Origin of the sequence: Streptococcus sp. HMSC077F03 (genome assembly GCF_001812375.1) — a bacterium.
Classification (GTDB): Bacteria; Bacillota; Bacilli; order Lactobacillales; family Streptococcaceae; genus Streptococcus; species Streptococcus oralis_S.
Map to the genome: position 1 here is coordinate 17700 of NZ_KV808753.1, position 17559 is coordinate 35258.

At 43.3% G+C, this 17559-nt stretch carries 14 protein-coding genes; 2 read left to right on the forward strand and 12 right to left on the reverse strand.

Going from position 1 to position 17559, the window contains the following annotated elements; all coding sequences use genetic code 11:
- Window positions 1-165 precede the first annotated feature (165 nt).
- Window positions 166-855 carry a CD20-like domain-containing protein gene (locus tag HMPREF2853_RS00995; protein WP_000675591.1) on the forward strand — a complete coding sequence of 230 codons (690 nt, stop codon included), beginning with the start codon at window positions 166-168 and terminating at the stop codon, window positions 853-855.
- Window positions 856-902: 47 nt separating this feature from the next.
- On the opposite strand, the gene HMPREF2853_RS01000 is transcribed toward HMPREF2853_RS00995, so the two are convergent.
- Window positions 903-1619, reverse strand: a complete 717-nt coding sequence (locus HMPREF2853_RS01000; RefSeq protein WP_070534612.1) for a YebC/PmpR family DNA-binding transcriptional regulator — start codon at window positions 1617-1619, stop codon at window positions 903-905.
- Between the two features lie 96 nt (window positions 1620-1715).
- Window positions 1716-3086, reverse strand: coding sequence for an MATE family efflux transporter (locus HMPREF2853_RS01005; RefSeq protein ID WP_025171555.1), 1371 nt, complete (start codon window positions 3084-3086; stop codon window positions 1716-1718).
- Window positions 3087-3195: 109 nt separating this feature from the next.
- On the opposite strand from HMPREF2853_RS01005, the gene HMPREF2853_RS01010 reads away from it, so the two are divergent.
- A complete protein-coding gene (locus tag HMPREF2853_RS01010) occupies window positions 3196-3750 on the forward strand; it encodes a GNAT family N-acetyltransferase (RefSeq protein ID WP_070534613.1) in 555 nt (184 codons plus the stop codon).
- Between the two features lie 131 nt (window positions 3751-3881).
- On the opposite strand, the gene HMPREF2853_RS01015 is transcribed toward HMPREF2853_RS01010, so the two are convergent.
- The 10 genes from HMPREF2853_RS01015 to rpoB all read right to left on the reverse strand — a co-directional run bounded on the left by HMPREF2853_RS01015 (window position 3882) and on the right by rpoB (window position 17421).
- On the reverse strand, window positions 3882-4076 hold the full coding sequence (locus HMPREF2853_RS01015; protein ID WP_000415527.1) for a PspC domain-containing protein: 195 nt from the start codon (window positions 4074-4076) through the stop codon (window positions 3882-3884).
- A gap of 129 nt (window positions 4077-4205) precedes the next feature.
- Window positions 4206-5357, reverse strand: a complete 1152-nt coding sequence (gene recA / locus HMPREF2853_RS01020) for a recombinase RecA (protein WP_001085517.1) — start codon at window positions 5355-5357, stop codon at window positions 4206-4208.
- Between the two features lie 54 nt (window positions 5358-5411).
- Entirely contained in the window at window positions 5412-6668 is a 1257-nt protein-coding gene (locus tag HMPREF2853_RS01025) for a competence/damage-inducible protein A (protein WP_000642672.1), read from the reverse strand.
- 72 nt (window positions 6669-6740) lie between these two features.
- Window positions 6741-7781: a glycopolymer--peptidoglycan transferase LytR gene (gene brpA, locus HMPREF2853_RS01030; RefSeq protein WP_000592175.1), complete on the reverse strand. Its 1041-nt coding sequence runs from the start codon at window positions 7779-7781 to the stop codon at window positions 6741-6743.
- Between the two features lie 4 nt (window positions 7782-7785).
- The gene (locus HMPREF2853_RS01035) at window positions 7786-8307 is read right to left on the reverse strand and encodes a GNAT family N-acetyltransferase (protein ID WP_000455513.1); all 522 of its coding nucleotides are present in this window, start codon (window positions 8305-8307) and stop codon (window positions 7786-7788) included.
- Window positions 8297-8740 carry a tRNA (adenosine(37)-N6)-threonylcarbamoyltransferase complex ATPase subunit type 1 TsaE gene (gene tsaE, locus HMPREF2853_RS01040; protein ID WP_000556959.1) on the reverse strand — a complete coding sequence of 148 codons (444 nt, stop codon included), beginning with the start codon at window positions 8738-8740 and terminating at the stop codon, window positions 8297-8299. The genes HMPREF2853_RS01035 and tsaE overlap by 11 nt, the downstream gene beginning before the upstream one ends.
- Window positions 8741-8823: 83 nt before the next feature.
- Window positions 8824-9447, reverse strand: coding sequence for a hypothetical protein (locus tag HMPREF2853_RS01045; RefSeq protein WP_049501270.1), 624 nt, complete (start codon window positions 9445-9447; stop codon window positions 8824-8826).
- A 134-nt stretch (window positions 9448-9581) separates the two neighbouring features.
- Window positions 9582-10001, reverse strand: a complete 420-nt coding sequence (gene ndk / locus HMPREF2853_RS01050; protein ID WP_049501265.1) for a nucleoside-diphosphate kinase — start codon at window positions 9999-10001, stop codon at window positions 9582-9584.
- Between the two features lie 110 nt (window positions 10002-10111).
- Complete coding sequence (rpoC, locus tag HMPREF2853_RS01055) at window positions 10112-13777, reverse strand: DNA-directed RNA polymerase subunit beta' (protein WP_070534614.1); 3666 nt, start codon at window positions 13775-13777, stop codon at window positions 10112-10114.
- A gap of 32 nt (window positions 13778-13809) precedes the next feature.
- Window positions 13810-17421, reverse strand: a complete 3612-nt coding sequence (rpoB, locus tag HMPREF2853_RS01060) for a DNA-directed RNA polymerase subunit beta (RefSeq protein WP_000907175.1) — start codon at window positions 17419-17421, stop codon at window positions 13810-13812.
- Between the last annotated feature and the right edge of the window lie 138 nt (window positions 17422-17559).

Sequence of the window (17559 nt, forward strand, 5' to 3'; positions counted from 1 at the left end):
GTTCTCTGGAGAACTAATTACGTTTCCATGAGAACTATTTTATCACTTTCAGAAGAGATGTCAAGAAAAAAGTTTCCTAGAGAACTATTTTAGTCTGAATTGACATTGGAGAATATTTTCTCTATAATAAGCACTAGCTACCGTGGATAGGAATCCATTCACTTGATGAAGGGAGAAAACGTTCAAATGAAACCAGAAGAACAAAAAGTTTTAGGGATTTTAGCAACCATTTTTGGAGCCATCGCACTTTTAGGATCTTGGATCCCGTTTATTAACTATCTATCGTTTTTCATCGCTATTGTCGCGTTGATCTTAGGTATTATCGGACTTATTGCCAATCTCAAAAAACGGAAAACAATGGCCATTATCGGAACATCCTTGTCAATTGCTTCTATTATACTCTTCCTTACGACCCAGATGTTGTATGCTAATGTCTACAAAGAGTTTGTCAGAGAGTTTAACCGTTCTTATAGAGAGGCTAGTTCCTCAATGGAACGCGACTTGACAGATGATACCATTGATTCACTCCCTGAAGAGGAGGAAGAAGACGATACCTTCACTTGGACCCAAGAACAGTTCGACGCTTTAATCGAAGGTGACCTTGATAACAAAGGAAAAGGTGGTACCAATTACAAGGATATTATCAAAAAACACGGACTGCCAGACTCCGAGTTTGATTCCACTATTGGGGGATACGATACTAGAAAAGTCACCTATATCTCTATTGGTGACAATATCAAGACTGTTACCTTAACTTTTGCAAAACAGGACAATGGTCAACTCTTACTAGTTCATAAAATAGCTGTAGGCCTAGGAGAAAGCCAGCAGCAAAGAGATTCTGGTTCCAGAATCTAATCTCAAATATAAAAAGCGAACAGACTTGCTAGCTGTTCGCTTTTTTATTAGAATCCATCGACGTTCGTATAAATCTTTTGGACGTCCTCATCATCTTCAAGAACGCTGTAAAGTTTTTCAAAAATTTCAAGATCTTCGCCTGACAATTCTACTTCTGACTGAGGAATCATTTCCAATTCAGTCACTTGGAATTCTTCGACGCCAGACTCACGAAGGGCAACGATAGCCTTATGAAGGTCTGTTGGAGCTGTGTAAACAGTGATTGTTCCTTCTTCCGCTTCTACATCATCCACATCAATATCTGCTTCAAGCAACAATTCAAAGATAGCATCCGCATCATCACCAGCAAATACGATAACACCCTTGTTGTCAAAGAGGTAAGAAACAGAACCTGAAGCACCCATGTTCCCGCCATTTTTACCAAAAGCAGCACGAACGTTCGCAGCTGTACGGTTGACGTTTGAAGTCAAGGTATCCACAATCAGCATAGAACCATTTGGTCCAAAACCTTCGTAACGTCCTTCTGTAAAGGTTTCGTCTGTGTTTCCTTTGGCTTTATCAATCGCTTTATCGATAACGTGTTTCGGCACTTGGGCTTGTTTCGCACGGTCGATAACGAATTTCAAAGCAGTGTTTGATTCTGGGTCTGGATCCCCTTTTTTAGCTGCTACATAGATTTCTACACCAAATTTTGCATATACTTTAGAGTTAGCTCCATCTTTAGCCGTTTTCTTGGCTACGATATTGGCCCATTTACGTCCCATTAGGAATCTCCTTTTTTCACATTTTAATCTTTCTTATTATAACACAAGTTTTTTCGATTTTCACTAGAGGAAATGGATTTTATTCAGCAAATCCAGCTAGGATTGTCCTTTTGTTGCCAAGATTGCCTTGCCTTCTTTTATCAGGGGATGGCGGAAAAGTGAAAAGTACAGTTGGGTAGTCATGGCAACCCAGATAAGGGGTTCGCAGAGAATAACTCCCCTATACCCTGCCCAAGGGATAATCAAGACCACAAAAACGATCTTCCCGATTAGTTCTATAAAGCTGGAAACTAGAGGAAGGACTTTCTGCCCCAATCCCTGCAAGCAATTGCGATAAATCAGCAAAAGGCTCAAAATCGGATAAAAGACTGAACTGATTTGCAGGTAGAGGCTACCATTTTCTACCAAGTATCCATCCGTCGAACTGGCCAAGAAGGAAACCAAGCTAGGACTGGCAAAAAAGAGGAAAATACAAATAAAACCTGCCCAGGACATGCTCAGGCGACTGCCAATTCGAAGACCTTGAACAATGCGGTCTGGTCGCTTGGCCCCGAGATTTTGAGAGGCAAAGGTCGTCATAGCAGAAGAAATAGCCGTCATCGGAAGGAGAGCAAAAGCCATAATGCGTCGAGCTGCTGTTTGGGCACTAATAATCACAGCTCCAAAAGTATTGACCGAAGATTGTAAAATCACACTACCGATAGACACAATGGAACTCATCAAACCCATAGCCAAACCTTGCTCTAAAAGATCCGCGTACAAGGCCTTGTCCCATTTAAAATGCTTGAGTTGAGGAAGCAGTTCTGGAACACTCTTACGGATATAATAAAAGCAGAGAACAGCTGATAAGCCTTGCGAGATGATGGTAGCAAGCCCCGCAGATTGAACTCCCAGATGCAGTTGCGTAATAAAATACAAATCCAGAACCACATTGACCAAGGCAGAAAAAATCAGAAATCCAAGAGCTGCTAGACTGTCTCCAATGGACCGCAACAAACCTGCAAAGAGATTATAGGCAAAGCTGACACCTACACAAGTCACAATCATAGAAATATATTGGTAGGATTGAGGAAGGATTTCTGCCGGGGTATCTAAATATTGCAGGAGTGGATACAGACCGACAAAGCCCATCAGCATGACCACAATGCTCAAAAGAGCACCTAAAATCCAAGTTGCTGCTACTGCTTCTTTAATTTTAGTGAAATTACGAGCCCCATAATAGCGGGCAATGACAATCCCCATGCCATTTCCAACACCAAGCGTAAAGCCTATAATCAAGTCAAAAATGGCAGTTGTCGCCCCTACTGCTGCCAAGGAATCTTGACCAAGAAATCGTCCAACAATCAAGACGTCAGCTGTATTATAAAGCTGTTGAAAGATATTAGACAGCAAGATTGGAAAGGCAAAGCTTAACAGCGCAGGAAGAATAGGACCATGTATCAAGTCCACGGATCGTTTCTTATTCATAAAGCTATTATATCAGCTTTCTAAAGGAGCGACAAGGCTCTGTCACTAAGTTTGCAATCAATTGCTTACAGAGAGACAATTTGCTATAATCAAGAAAAGGAGGTCATTTATGAGTTTGACCAGTCAATTAATTACCGATGTATTTCCCGATCTGGATAAGGTTGAGAAGCTAAACAAGGAAGCATTCCCCGAGGAAGAACGAGTTCCTCTGTCAGAGTTTTTACGCTATCAGGACCGAGAAGACGCCCACTTTTTTGCTTTTTATAACCAAGAAGAATTTGTCGGCTTTGCTTTTGCCATCTCCAACCCAAAGGCCTTCTATATCAGCTTTTTTGCCATCATGCCCCACCTGAGAAGCCACGGGTACGGAAAGGAAATTATCGAGAAGCTGACTGATTTTTACCAGCGAACCATGTTATTGGAAGTCGAGCGATTGGACGAAGAATGCGATAACTTGGAGCAGAGAAAGGCACGCATGGACTTCTACCGCCAAAATGGTTTCAAAACAGCCAATGCTTTTCTAGAGTACGAAGGTTTGAGTTTTGAAATTCTCTACCGTGGCGACTATTTTGACGAAGAAGCCTATCGCGACATCTTCCAAAAGCTACAGAATGAACATTATTTTGACTTTCATATAGAGTATCGTCGTTTTAGTGACCATTAAACAGGACTTATCCATCCAGTGAAGAACCTCTCTTTTTCGATAGAAGCTACATATAAAAATGCATGTAATCTACGATTACATGCATTTTTTATTTTCAACTGATCAGAATAAACTTTTATTCTCTCTATGGCTTAAGCTTCTGCATTGCCTTCCGGAAGAAGGAAGTAGAGAATAGCATAAGCTAAGATTCCAGAACCACCAAGTAGGGTGAAGATAATCCAAAGTGCACGAACAAGTGTGTGGTCCATGTTAAAGTAGTCACCGATACCAGCACAAACACCAGCAATCTTTTTGTCTTGTACGTTTCGAACAAGGCGTTTTTCCATTATAGTAGTCTCCTTTTTATAGAATGATTTAATTTTTTTGATTAAATACTCTTTTATTACGCTTTTGAAGCTTATGGAGACTTAATATTTAAACATAAAAAGCAGAGAAAGACTTCTCCGCTTTTATTTTTAATCTTCAATTTCGATTTCGAGTCCGTCGCCTAGGTCAAGTGTTACTTCTTGGTTAGGTGCTAGATCTTCCGCAACAGAGGTAGGAGTTGTCCCTTCTTCATCTTCAATCAAGCCATATTGAACACGGACTTGGTGGTCAATGGCATCAAAGATTTCTGGGTGATCCGCCAAGTATTTCTTAGCATTTTCAGATCCTTGTCCGATTTTTTCACCCTTGTAAGAGTACCATGCTCCCGCTTTTTGGATGATATCGAGATCACTTGCAATCTTCAAGAGCTCACCAGTCTTAGAAATTCCTTCTCCGTACATGATTTCAACAAAGGCTTCCTTAAATGGTGGAGCTACCTTGTTTTTCACGACCTTGATCTTGGTTTCCTTACCGACATTGGTATCTTTTTGATCACCAGTTCCCTTGATTTGTGTGCTTCCACGAACATCCAAACGGACTGAAGCGTAGAATTTCAAAGCACGTCCACCAGGTGTTGTTTCTGGATTTCCAAACATGACTCCAACTTTTTCACGCAATTGGTTGATAAAGATGGCAATTGTTTTGGTTTTATTGATAGAAGCACCAAGTTTACGCATGGCCTGGCTCATCATACGAGCTTGCAAACCAACGTGACTATCTCCAATATCCCCATCAATTTCCGCACGAGGTACAAGGGCCGCAACCGAGTCGATAACGACAAGGTCAACTGCACCTGAGTCAATCAATTTTCCAGCAATTTCAAGACCTTGCTCTCCTGAGTCTGGTTGTGACAAGAGCAATTCGTCAATGTTCACACCAAGGGCTGCAGCATAGGCTGGGTCAAGAGCATGTTCCGCATCGATAAAGGCTGCAATACCACCTTCTTTCTGTGCTTGCGCAACAGCGTGAAGGGCAACCGTTGTCTTACCAGATGATTCTGGTCCATAGATTTCGATGATACGTCCTTTAGGATAACCACCTGAACCAAGAGCAATGTCCAGAGCCAATGAGCCTGAGCTCATCACTTGAACTTTTTGCTCCGCGCGCTCACCCAAGCGCATGATTGAGCCTTTACCAAAGTCTTTTTCGATCAATTTAAGAGCATCGTTCAATGCTTTTTCACGGTCTGCTCCAAATTTTTTCCCAATTTCATCTAATTTTTTTGTTGGTTTTTTCGCCATTTTGTTCTCCTATATTCTACTGGTCCTTAGACCTATCTTTCATTATACCAAAATTTAGTCACTTAATAAAGCCTTGCGAACTAGGTTAAAGGCATGCATGACCGCAATATGTCGGACATCTGCTCGACTCCGTCCTGCGATATTAGCCTTGATCACCTCTGTCCCTTTGGCATGTGCCAGTCCAATAAAAACTGTACCAGCTGGATGACCCTCTAGGCTATCTGGCCCAGCTACACCTGTCAGACTGACTCCATAATCAGACTGAGTCTTGATCCGTGCCTGCTCTGCCATTTTTCGAGCCGTAAACTCAGAAACAACCCCGTGTTCTTTTAGCTCTTGCTCGGAAATATCCAACATCTTGGACTTTTCTTCTAGGCTGTAAGTGACAAAACCGCCATTAAAGATTGCTGAAACGCCCGAAAAGTCTGCTAATGTCGCTTGAAAGAGACCTGCCGTCAAGCTTTCTGCCGCAGTAATGCTTTTCTGTCTCTTCTTTAGCTCTTCTACAACGACACTTGCGAGGCTGGTTTCTTCCCCATATCCGTAACAGATGTCTCGTAAAGAAATTCCCTCGAAAGTTTGGCGACTCAAGATTTGATTTTCTAAGATATCCAGCGCTTGATCAGCCTTTTCTTGACTAACTGCTTTTGTAGACAAGCGCAAGGTCACTTCTCCTGTTTTGGCATACGGCGCCAAAGTCGGATCGGTTTGATGGTCAATCAAATCCGCCAAAATGGTCACCAACTGACTCTCCCCAATTCCAAAGAAACGGAGCACACGTGAGTATAACTTGGTACCAGTCATTAACTTAGGTAAGAGTTGATTTAAGACCATAGGTTTCAATTCACTAGGTGGTCCCGGGAGGACCACGTAGGTCACGCCATCCACTTCCGACACCCCTCCTACTGCTAAACCTGTCTCATTTGGCAGTGGAGTCGCCCCTTCTACAATTTGGGCTTGGCGCTCATTATTCGGTGTCCGAGCATAGTCAGGTCTATGAGCAAAGAAAATATCCAGTTTCTCTTGCGCTTGAGGGTCAAACACTAGATCTTTTCCTAAAAATTTTGCCAGGGTTTGTTTGGTCAAATCATCCTCAGTTGGTCCCAAGCCCCCTGTCAAAATCACAAGATTACTACGTTGGCTCGCAATCTCCAGCAAGGACAAAAGACGAGCTTCATTATCTCCAACAGCAGTTTGGAAATAGACATCTACCCCGATTTCGGCTAGTTTCTCTGATAAAAACTGAGCATTGGTATTGACAATCTGCCCTGTTAAAATTTCTGTTCCGACAGCAATAATTTCTGCTTTCATGTTTCCTCCTACTTATCTATTCGAATTTTTTTGAAAAAATCGCAGGAAATTTCCCACGATTTGATTCTTTTCTTATTCTGCTTCTTCGTTTGAAGCGTTCGTACTGGTTGAAGGAGCTGTCCGACCAAAGGCTGTTTCGTACAGTACCGCATTGGTTTCCAATTCTGTCACTGGCTCTTTACCTAGCGAACTACGCAAGAGATTTTGCATCTCGAGCATATGTTCTGAAGTGACAATCTGATAAGAAATTCCCTGTAGCTCAGCATCTTCCCCACGCAATTGATGCGTTTCGATATTCTTGAAAGAATCTTGATAGCCGAGCAATTGTGGAATGCTCTTAGCTGACAAGTCCACATTGGTCTGCATGTTATCACTCAAAGCTTTGAGGATACCTTGATAATGGCTCACACTGTTTAGGCTCAAAACCTTCTCAACGATTTTTTGAATAACTTCACGTTGACGTTTTTGACGACCATAGTCTCCTTCAGGGTCTTGGTAACGCATCCGTGAATACACCAAGGCTTCCTCACCATTCAAAGTTTGTTCTCCAACACCGATGGAAATCTTATTAAACTCCTCTTGGTCAGCAATCGAAATTGGGAAACCGAGTGTATTGTTGACGGTAATTCCACCAACTGCATCCACCAATTGTTGAAGCCCCTGCATGTTAACCATCACATAGCGGTCAATGTGGATATTCATCATCTTTTGAATAGTAGAAATTGCAAGTTCCGCACCACCATTAGCATAGGCCGCATTGAGTTTGGCTTCCTGAACTTGACCGTTTCCAGTCTCAATCTTGGTCAAAATATCCCGTTCCAAACTCATCATTGTGGTTTTCTTTGTTTTGGGATTAACCGTCAAGAGAATCATGGAATCACTATTTCCCGCCCACGGGTCTGTACGTTCCACATTTCCCGTATCTACCCCCATCAAGAGGATAGTCAGAGGCTCCGTCGCTTCGATAACGTTGGTTTCTTCCCCGATTTTTTTGTAAGTCTTTTTACTTAGGGTTTCTGTTCCCTGTTGGTAGATGGTATAGCCATAAACCGCTACACCTAAAACTGTTACTGCTAGGAAACCTAGCACCATTCCAATTAATTTTTTAATCATCTCGTTATTCATTTATCAGCTTGCCCATAAGACAAACATCTAAAAATATCCCTTCTGCTAAATAGGCTCCTCTTTCTTGTAATCCTTCTGTGATAAATCCCATTTTTGAATAGAGGTGGATCGCAGCCTCGTTTCGTTTTTGTACACTGAGTTGCAAACGGCACAAGACACCACTGGATTTAGCCCACTCGATGCCTTCTTCTAGAAGTATAGTCGCCAAGCCTTGGTTCCAGAATTTCTTTCGAACTGCTAGAAAAACATCACCGATATGTCGAACTCTTAAATGTTGGTCTGCTGTGATATTTAAGACTCCTGCAATCTCATCATTCAGTAAGGCGAGGAGAGTAATTTGATTCTCTGATGCAGCTTGTTTTTCGATAAAAAGAGCCATTTCAGAAGCTGTCATCATGATACCATTTTCATCCAAGCTGGTAAAATCCGTCTCTTGACCGACACAATCTAAAAATGCAATTAAGGCTGTAGCATCTGAAATCTCTGCCTCACGAATACACAACTCATACTCCATCTTGAAGCTCCTTGATGAGTTGTTCAGCCCGAGAGCCATGAGCTGTAAAATGAAGACAACGACCCTCAGCTTCTTTCAAAATTTCCAACTCCAAGTAAGAATCTGGTAAATCTTCACCCAAAAGATGCCCCCACTCAATAACAGTCACACCACCACCGAAGAGAAACTCATCCAAGTCAATAGAATCAGCATCACCTTCGATACGGTAGACATCCAAGTGGTAAAGTGGCAAACGCCCTTCGTACTCTCTGACAATGGTATAGGTTGGACTTTTAATCATTTGACGGATATCCAAGCCCTTAGCAAGGCCCTTTGTAAAGGTTGTTTTACCCGCACCCAACTCTCCAGTCAAGATCAGAACATCGTCTTTTTGAAGCAAATGACCTAATCTTTCTCCGAGAGCTAGAAGCTCTTCTTCATTTTTTGTGTGCATGCTACTATTATACCAAAAAGTTTTCTTTTGTGTGAATTTTCTTTATGGACTTACTATAACAATTTTGAAAAATTCTCCTCCACTTAAAAGAATACAACTATTGAAAAAACAAACAGGATATCCCGAATCAGGTGTCCATAAAAGGAGATTTCCCTTTGGATACATTTGGGAAAAAGGAAACGTGCGCATAGAAAACCAATACTGATATAAAGGAGAATCGAGGAAATCACTAAAGGATTCCTCAAGAAAACCAACGTGGCTAGAACGGAAATGACGACTGTTTTCTTTTTATTTAGGTGATTTTCTATATCGCGGAAAATTTTATCAAAAGGTAAGAAAATCAATAGATCTACTCCTAGCAAGAAAAAGAAGGAGGGTAAAAAGAGGTCAACCAATTCCTGCTGCAATTTGCTAGTGGTCTGGATGCTTTCTGAGAGAACCAGACAGGTTGCCAGAAGATTGACTACTAAAAGGAGGCAATAAACCAGACTCACTTTCTTTTGAACATGTAAAATACTATGTCTAGACTGGTCTGCTGTATGGAAATAATTTATCCCAGCACAAAGAACAGAAATTCCTACTATCAAAATCAAAAAATAAGCATTGGTCTGTTTTAAAGATAAAAAGGATTCTTTCCATAATAGACAACTACTAAAACTAATCTGGATGACTGCAATCAACAACAATAGGCGAATTGATTTTACCATTTCTTTTCCCTCCCTATATGGGATTATACCTTGTGAGGAGTTTGAAATGATTGTTTCCGCCTCAAGTGTCCATTTTTTGTGCTCAACTGACCAAAAAACAGCTCTGTTGTGCACAGAGCTGTTCTTTTACCAGTCTAATCCTTAAACCAGAGAGCAATTTCACGTTTTGCAGAAGCTTCAGAATCGGAGCCATGAACTACATTTTGAATGGCTTGATTGTCTCCTGCAGCCTTGGCAAAATCTCCTCGGATAGTTCCTGGCAGAGCTTCTTCTGGACGAGTAGCACCCATCATGGTCCGCCAAGTTTCAATCACTTTCGGACCTGATAGAATGCCCACCACTACTGGTCCTGAGGTCATAAACTGACGGATAGGAGGATAAAAACTTTTTTCAACCAAGTCTTGATAGTGTTGGTCAATCAAAGCTTCTGAAACTGTTGAGCGTAGCTCTAATTTTTCGAGTTTGAAACCTCGTTGTTCCATTCTTTGCAGAATTTCGCCGACCAGCCCTCTTTTCACACCATCTGGCTTAATGATAAAGAATGTTTGTTCCATATGGACACCTCCTTGGCATTTTAGTTCTTCTATTCTACCATACTTTATGAAAAAGTTGGAAAATTTTCTGAAATAAAGCAAAGAGAACCCAAAGGTTCTCTTGTTTGCTTTTATTCTACTGTTTCTTCAACTTGGATTTCCACAACTTCCTCTACAGGAGCAAGTTCTGCCTCTTCTTGTTCTGGAGTCAGATATTCTGCTTCATTGATAGCTTGTGGTTCAAGGTTACGGTAGCGAGCCATACCAGTACCAGCTGGGATGATCTTACCGATGATAACATTTTCCTTGAGTCCAAGGAGATGATCTTTCTTACCACGGATGGCTGCATCTGTAAGGACACGAGTTGTTTCCTGGAAGGAAGCCGCTGACAAGAAACTATTTGTTTCAAGTGAGGCTTTGGTGATTCCCATAAGAACTGGACGACCAGTCGCTGGAACTCCACCTGCGATAAGAACATCCTTGTTGGCATCTGTAAAGTCGTTGATGTCCATGAGAGTACCCATAAGAAGATCTGTGTCACCTGGATCCATGACACGAACTTTACGGATCATTTGACGAACCATTACCTCGATGTGTTTGTCACCGATTTCTACCCCTTGGCTACGGTAAACTTTTTGTACTTCACCGAGGAGGTAGGTTTCAACTGACAAGACATCACGAACAGCAAGGAGACGTTTTGGTTGGATAGAACCTTCTGTCAATGCTGCACCGCGAGAGACTTGGTCTCCAACTTCGACACGCATACGTGCTGTAAATGGAACCACGTACTCACCTTCGCCAGTTTCACCCTTAACAAAGACTTTCTTGGTACGAGTTGACGCGTCTTCTTCGATAGCTGTAACTTGTCCTTTGACCTCTGTGATGACCGCTTCCCCTTTAGGATTGCGGGCTTCAAAGATTTCTTGGACACGAGGAAGACCCTGAGTGATATCGGTATTTGAGGCAACCCCACCCGTGTGGAAGGTACGCATTGTAAGCTGTGTACCAGGTTCCCCGATAGATTGGGCAGCGATTGTACCAACTGCTTCACCAACTTCAACCGCATCACCAGTCGCCAAGTTGATACCGTAACAGTGACGGCAGACGCCATGACGAGTGTTACATGTAAATACAGAGCGGATAGTCACTTCTTCCACACCAGCATTGACAATTTCACGCGCCTTGTCTTCCGTAATCAACTCATTTGGACCGATGATCACTGCACCAGTTTCTGGATGTTTAACAGTTTTCTTAGTATAACGACCATTGAGACGTTCTTCGAGAGACTCGATCATCTCTTTTCCTTCTGCGATAGAGCGGATCAAGAGACCACGGTCTGTTCCACAATCGTCCTCACGGATGATCACATCTTGGGCAACGTCAACCAAACGACGAGTCAAGTAACCTGAGTCGGCTGTCTTAAGGGCCGTATCGGTCATACCTTTACGGGCACCGTGAGTTGAGAAGAACATTTCGAGTACTGACAAACCTTCGCGGAAGTTTGAAAGGATTGGCAATTCCATGATACGTCCGTTCGGAGCGGCCATCAGACCACGCATACCGGCAAGCTGTGAGAAGTTTGAAATGTTACCACGAGCTCCAGAGTCCATCATCATAACGATTGGGTTCTTAGGATCTTGGTTGGCAACCAAACGTTTCTCCAATTTTTCACGGGCTGCACGCCATTCAGCTGTAACAGCGTTGTAGCGCTCGTCGTCTGTGATCATACCACGACGGAATTGTTTGGTGATTTGTTCTACACGTTTGTGTGATTCTTCGATGATTTCAGCCTTGTCTTCAACGACTGGGATATCGGCAATACCCACTGTCAAACCTGCAAGAGTTGAGTGGTGGTATCCGAGGTTCTTCATGCGGTCAAGTAGGGCAGAAGTTTCTGTCGTACGGAAACGTTTGAAGATTTCAGCGATGATATTTCCAAGATTTTTCTTCTTGAATGGAGGGTTGAGTTCAAGATTACTGATTGCTTCCTTGATATCTCCACCTAGTGGCAAGAAGTATTTAGCTGGAACACCTTCTGTTAAGTTGGCATTTGTTGGTTCTTGCAAGTAAGGCAGACCCTCTGGCATGATGTCGTTGAAGAGGATTTTACCAACTGTTGTCAGCAAGACCTTGTGTTTTTGCTCTTCTGTCCATGGTTTGTTAAGGCTGTCTGTTGCAATACCAACACGTGAGTGGAGGTGAACATAACCATTACGGTAAGCCATAACCGCTTCGTCACGGTCTTTGAAGACCATTCCTTCCCCTTCACGACCAGCTTCTTCCATGGTCAAGTAGTAGTTACCCAAAACCATGTCCTGAGATGGAGTAACAACTGGTTTACCATCTTTCGGGTTCAAGATATGCTCAGCAGCCAACATCAAGATACGAGCTTCTGCTTGAGCTTCTTCTGAAAGCGGTACGTGGATGGCCATTTGGTCCCCGTCAAAGTCGGCATTATAGGCTTCACAGACAAGTGGGTGCAAGCGAAGAGCCTTACCATCAATCAAGACTGGCTCGAAGGCTTGGATCCCCAAACGGTGAAGGGTCGGTGCGCGGTTCAAAAGTACTGGGTGTTCTTTGATTACTTCTTCAAGAATATCCCAGATACGTTCGTCTCCGCGTTCCACCAAGCGTTTAGCCGCTTTGACGTTCTGCACGATGTCGCGCGCAACGATTTCACGCATCACAAATGGTTTAAAGAGCTCAATCGCCATTTCACGTGGCACACCACATTGGTACATCTTAAGAGTTGGACCAACGGCGATAACGGAACGTCCTGAGAAGTCAACACGTTTTCCGAGCAAGTTTTGACGGAAGCGCCCTTGTTTCCCTTTAAGCATGTGGCTCAATGATTTCAGTGGACGGCTACCTGGTCCTGTGATTGGACGACCACGACGACCGTTGTCAATCAAAGCGTCAACCGCTTCTTGAAGCATACGCTTCTCATTTTGAACGATGATACCTGGTGCGTTCAACTCAAGCAAACGAGCCAAACGGTTGTTACGGTTGATAACACGGCGGTAAAGGTCGTTCAAGTCAGATGAGGCAAAACGGCCACCATCCAACTGCAACATTGGACGAAGGTCTGGTGGAATAACTGGAAGGATGTTGAGAATCATCCATTCAGGTTTGTTCCCAGACTTGTAAAAGGCATCCAAAACATCCAAACGACGGATAGCTTTGACACGTTTTTGTCCAGTAGCTGTTTTCAACTCTTCTTTGAGTTCGGCAATTTCTTTTTCAAGATCTACTTGTTTCAAAAGGTCTTGGATGGCTTCGGCACCCATCTTGGCAACGAATGAACCATAACCATACTCACGCAAGCGCTCACGGTATTCGCGCTCTGTCATGATAGACTTGTGCTCAAGTGGTGTATCCTTCGGATCAATCACCACATAAGCCGCAAAGTAGATAACTTCCTCGAGGGCACGAGGACTCATATCAAGGGTCAAGCCCATACGGCTTGGAATCCCCTTGAAATACCAGATGTGAGATACAGGAGCCTTCAACTCGATGTGCCCCATACGCTCACGACGAACTTTCGTACGCGTTACTTCAACCCCACAGCGGTCACAAACAATCCCTCTGTAACGAATGCGTTTGTACTTACCACAAGCACATTCCCAGTCCTTTGTTGGACCAAAGATGACTTCGTCAAAGAGTCCTTCACGTTCTGGTTTCAAGGTACGGTAATTGATTGTTTCAGGTTTTTTGACTTCTCCATAAGACCATGAACGGACTTTGCTTGGAGAAGCTAGGGTGATTTGCATACTTTTAAAACGATTTACATCAACCACTATTTCTTCCCTTTCTATTCTAAATGAACTGCTTATTCTTGTTCAGCAGCTTCTTCTGTTGCTTCCGCTTTTGTTGCTTTCTCAGCTTCTTCAGCTTCAAAGGCTGCTTTAGCCTCTTGGGCTGCTTTTTCGCGGGCTTTTTCAAGGTCATCTACGTGGATGACATCTTCGTCCATTCCTTCATCCAAGTCGCGAAGTTCCACTTCTTGATCATCTTCGTCAAGGACACGCATGTCAAGACCAAGAGATTGCAATTCTTTTACAAGAACTCGGAAGGATTCTGGAACACCTGGTTTTGGAATTGGTTTTCCTTTTGTAATAGCTTCATAAGCTTTCAAACGTCCGTTGATATCGTCAGACTTGTATGTCAAGATTTCTTGGAGAACATTTGACGCACCGTAGGCTTCAAGAGCCCAAACTTCCATCTCACCGAAACGTTGTCCACCAAACTGAGCTTTACCTCCGAGTGGTTGTTGGGTGACGGTTGAGTATGGTCCGACTGAACGCGCGTGCAATTTATCATCAACCATGTGGTGGAGTTTGATCATGTACATGACACCAACTGATACACGGTTGTCAAACGGCTCACCTGTACGTCCATCGTAAAGGATTGTTTTGGCATCGCTATCCATACCTGCTTCTTTAACAGTGTCCCAAAGGTCTTCAGAACTTGCTCCGTCAAAGACTGGTGTTGCGATGTGGATACCAAGAGTACGGGCTGCCATACCAAGGTGAAGTTCCATAACCTGACCGATATTCATACGTGATGGTACCCCAAGTGGATTCAACATGATGTCGACTGGAGTTCCGTCTGGAAGGTAAGGCATGTCTTCTACAGGAACGATACGAGAGACAACCCCTTTGTTTCCGTGACGTCCGGCCATCTTATCTCCGACCTTGATCTTACGTTTTTGAGCGATGTAGACGCGAACCAGCATGTTAACACCTGATTGCAACTCATCACCATTTGCACGTGTAAAGATCTTAACATCACGAACGACACCATCGGCACCGTGAGGTACTCGAAGAGAAGTATCACGCACTTCACGAGACTTGTCTCCGAAGATAGCGTGCAAGAGACGTTCTTCAGCTGAAAGGTCTTTCTCACCCTTAGGTGTGACTTTACCTACAAGGATATCTCCTTCTTTAACCTCAGCACCGATACGGATAATACCCATTTCGTCAAGGTCTTTAAGAGCATCTTCACCAACGTTTGGAATTTCACGAGTAATTTCTTCAGGCCCAAGCTTTGTATCGCGGGTTTCTGATTCGTATTCTTCGAGGTGGACAGATGTGTAGACATCGTCTTTGACCAAGCGTTCGCTCATGATAACGGCATCCTCGAAGTTGTAACCTTCCCATGTCATGTAGGCAACGATCGGGTTTTGTCCAAGCGCCATTTCCCCTTTTTCCATAGAAGGTCCGTCAGCGATAAAGTCGCCTTTTTCAACGACATCGCCAACTTTAACAAGTGTACGTTGGTTATAAGCAGTACCTGAGTTTGAACGACGGAATTTTTGGATGTGGTAAACGTCCAATGAACCATCTTCGCGGCGTACTTCTACCTTGTCAGCATCTGCGTATGTAACTTTACCATCATACTGAGCAATAACAGCCGCTCCAGAATCATGAGCTGCTTGGTATTCCATACCAGTACCAACGTAAGGTGCTTTTGGATCAATCAAAGGCACAGCCTGACGTTGCATGTTGGCACCCATAAGGGCACGGTTGGAGTCATCGTTTTCCAAGAAAGGAATACATGCTGTCGCAACGGCAACTACCTGTTTTGGTGACACGTCCATATAGTCAACCACTTCTGCTGGGTACTCCTGGTTGACCCCTTGGTGACGTCCCATGACAACTTTCTCAGCAAAAGTACCGTCTTCGTTGAGGCGAGAGTTAGCCTGCGCTACAGTAAATTCATCTTCTTCATCGGCTGTCAACCAAACGATTTCGTTTGTGACTACACCTGTTTCACGGTCAACCTTACGGTATGGTGTTTGAACAAATCCATACTTATTCAAGTGTCCGTAAGATGACAAGTTATTGATCAAACCGATGTTAGGTCCTTCAGGTGTCTCGATTGGACACATACGACCATAGTGAGTATAGTGCACGTCACGTACTTCATATCCTGCACGGTCACGTGTCAAACCACCAGGTCCTAAGGCTGACAAACGACGTTTGTGAGACAACTCAGAAAGCGGGTTGTGTTGGTCCATGAACTGTGACAACTGTGATGAACCAAAGAATTCTTTAACTGCAGCTGTTACAGGACGGATGTTGATAATTTGTTGTGGTGTTAAAACTTCATTGTCCTGAACAGACATGCGTTCACGGACATTACGTTCCATACGAGAAAGTCCAAGACGTACTTGGTTGGCAAGCAATTCACCAACTGCACGGATACGACGGTTTCCAAGGTGGTCGATATCATCCACACGTCCGATACCTTCTGCCAAGTTAAGGAAGTAGCTCATCTCTGCAAGGATATCCGCAGGAGTTACAACACGAACCTTGTCGTCTGGATTGGCATTTCCGATGATGGTTACAACACGGTCTGGATCCGTTGGAGCAACAACCTTGAATTTTTGAAGCACAACTGGTTCTGTCAAAACAGCTGCATCGTTTGGAATATAAACGATCTTGTTCAAGTCTCCATCCAAGTGACTCTCGATACTTTCAATCACGCTACGAGTCATAACGGTACCAGCTTCTACCAAGATTTCACCAGTTTCAGGATCTACCAATGGCTCAGCGATGGTTTGGTTGAGCAAGCGTGTTTTAACGTTGAGTTTTTTATTGATCTTGTAACGACCAACTGCTGCCAAATCGTAGCGGCGTGGGTCGAAGAAACGAGCCACAAGTAAGCTACGTGAGCTTTCAGCCGTCTTAGGCTCACCTGGGCGAAGGCGTTCGTAGATTTCTTTCAAGGCTTCGTCTGTACGAGAGTCCATTGGATTCTTGTGGATGTCTTTTTCAACGGTGTTTCGAACCAATTCACTATCACCAAAGATATCAAAGATTTCATCATCACCTGAGAAACCAAGCGCACGAACCAAGGTTGTAAATGGAATCTTACGAGTACGGTCGATACGAGTATAAGCGATGTCTTTTGAGTCGCTTTCAAGTTCCAACCAAGCTCCACGGTTAGGGATAACAGTAGAACCATATCCCACTTTACCGTTCTTGTCTACTTTGTCGTTAAAGTAAACACCTGGTGAGCGGACCAACTGAGAAACGATAATACGTTCACCACCATTGATGATGAAAGTACCCATTTCGGTCATGATTGGGAAATCACCAAAGAAGACTTCTTGGGTCTTGATTTCGCCTGTTTCTTTATTAATCAAGCGGAAGGTTACAAAAATTGGTGCTGAGTAGCTAGCATCGTGGATACGAGCTTCTTCTAGCGTGTATTTTGGTTCCTTGATTTCATATCCAACAAATTCCAACTCCATTGTGTCTGTGAAGTTTGAAATTGGCAATACATCTTCAAATACTTCCTTAAGACCGTGATCTAGGAAATCTTTGAATGAATCCGTTTGAATTTCAATCAAATTTGGTAAGTCAAGAACTTCTTTGATTCTTGAAAAACTACGACGGGTACGATGTTTCCCGTATTGAACGTCATGTCCTGCCAAGATGATTCTCCTTTGTAAATAAATTCCAAGCCTTGTCAATCAGGCTTTTCTAATCGTCATATGGTTTTAAAAACCCCTATCACCGTGTCCCTTTGACGAATTTTCAGAATCTTTAAATCTTTGTTACAAGCACTCAAA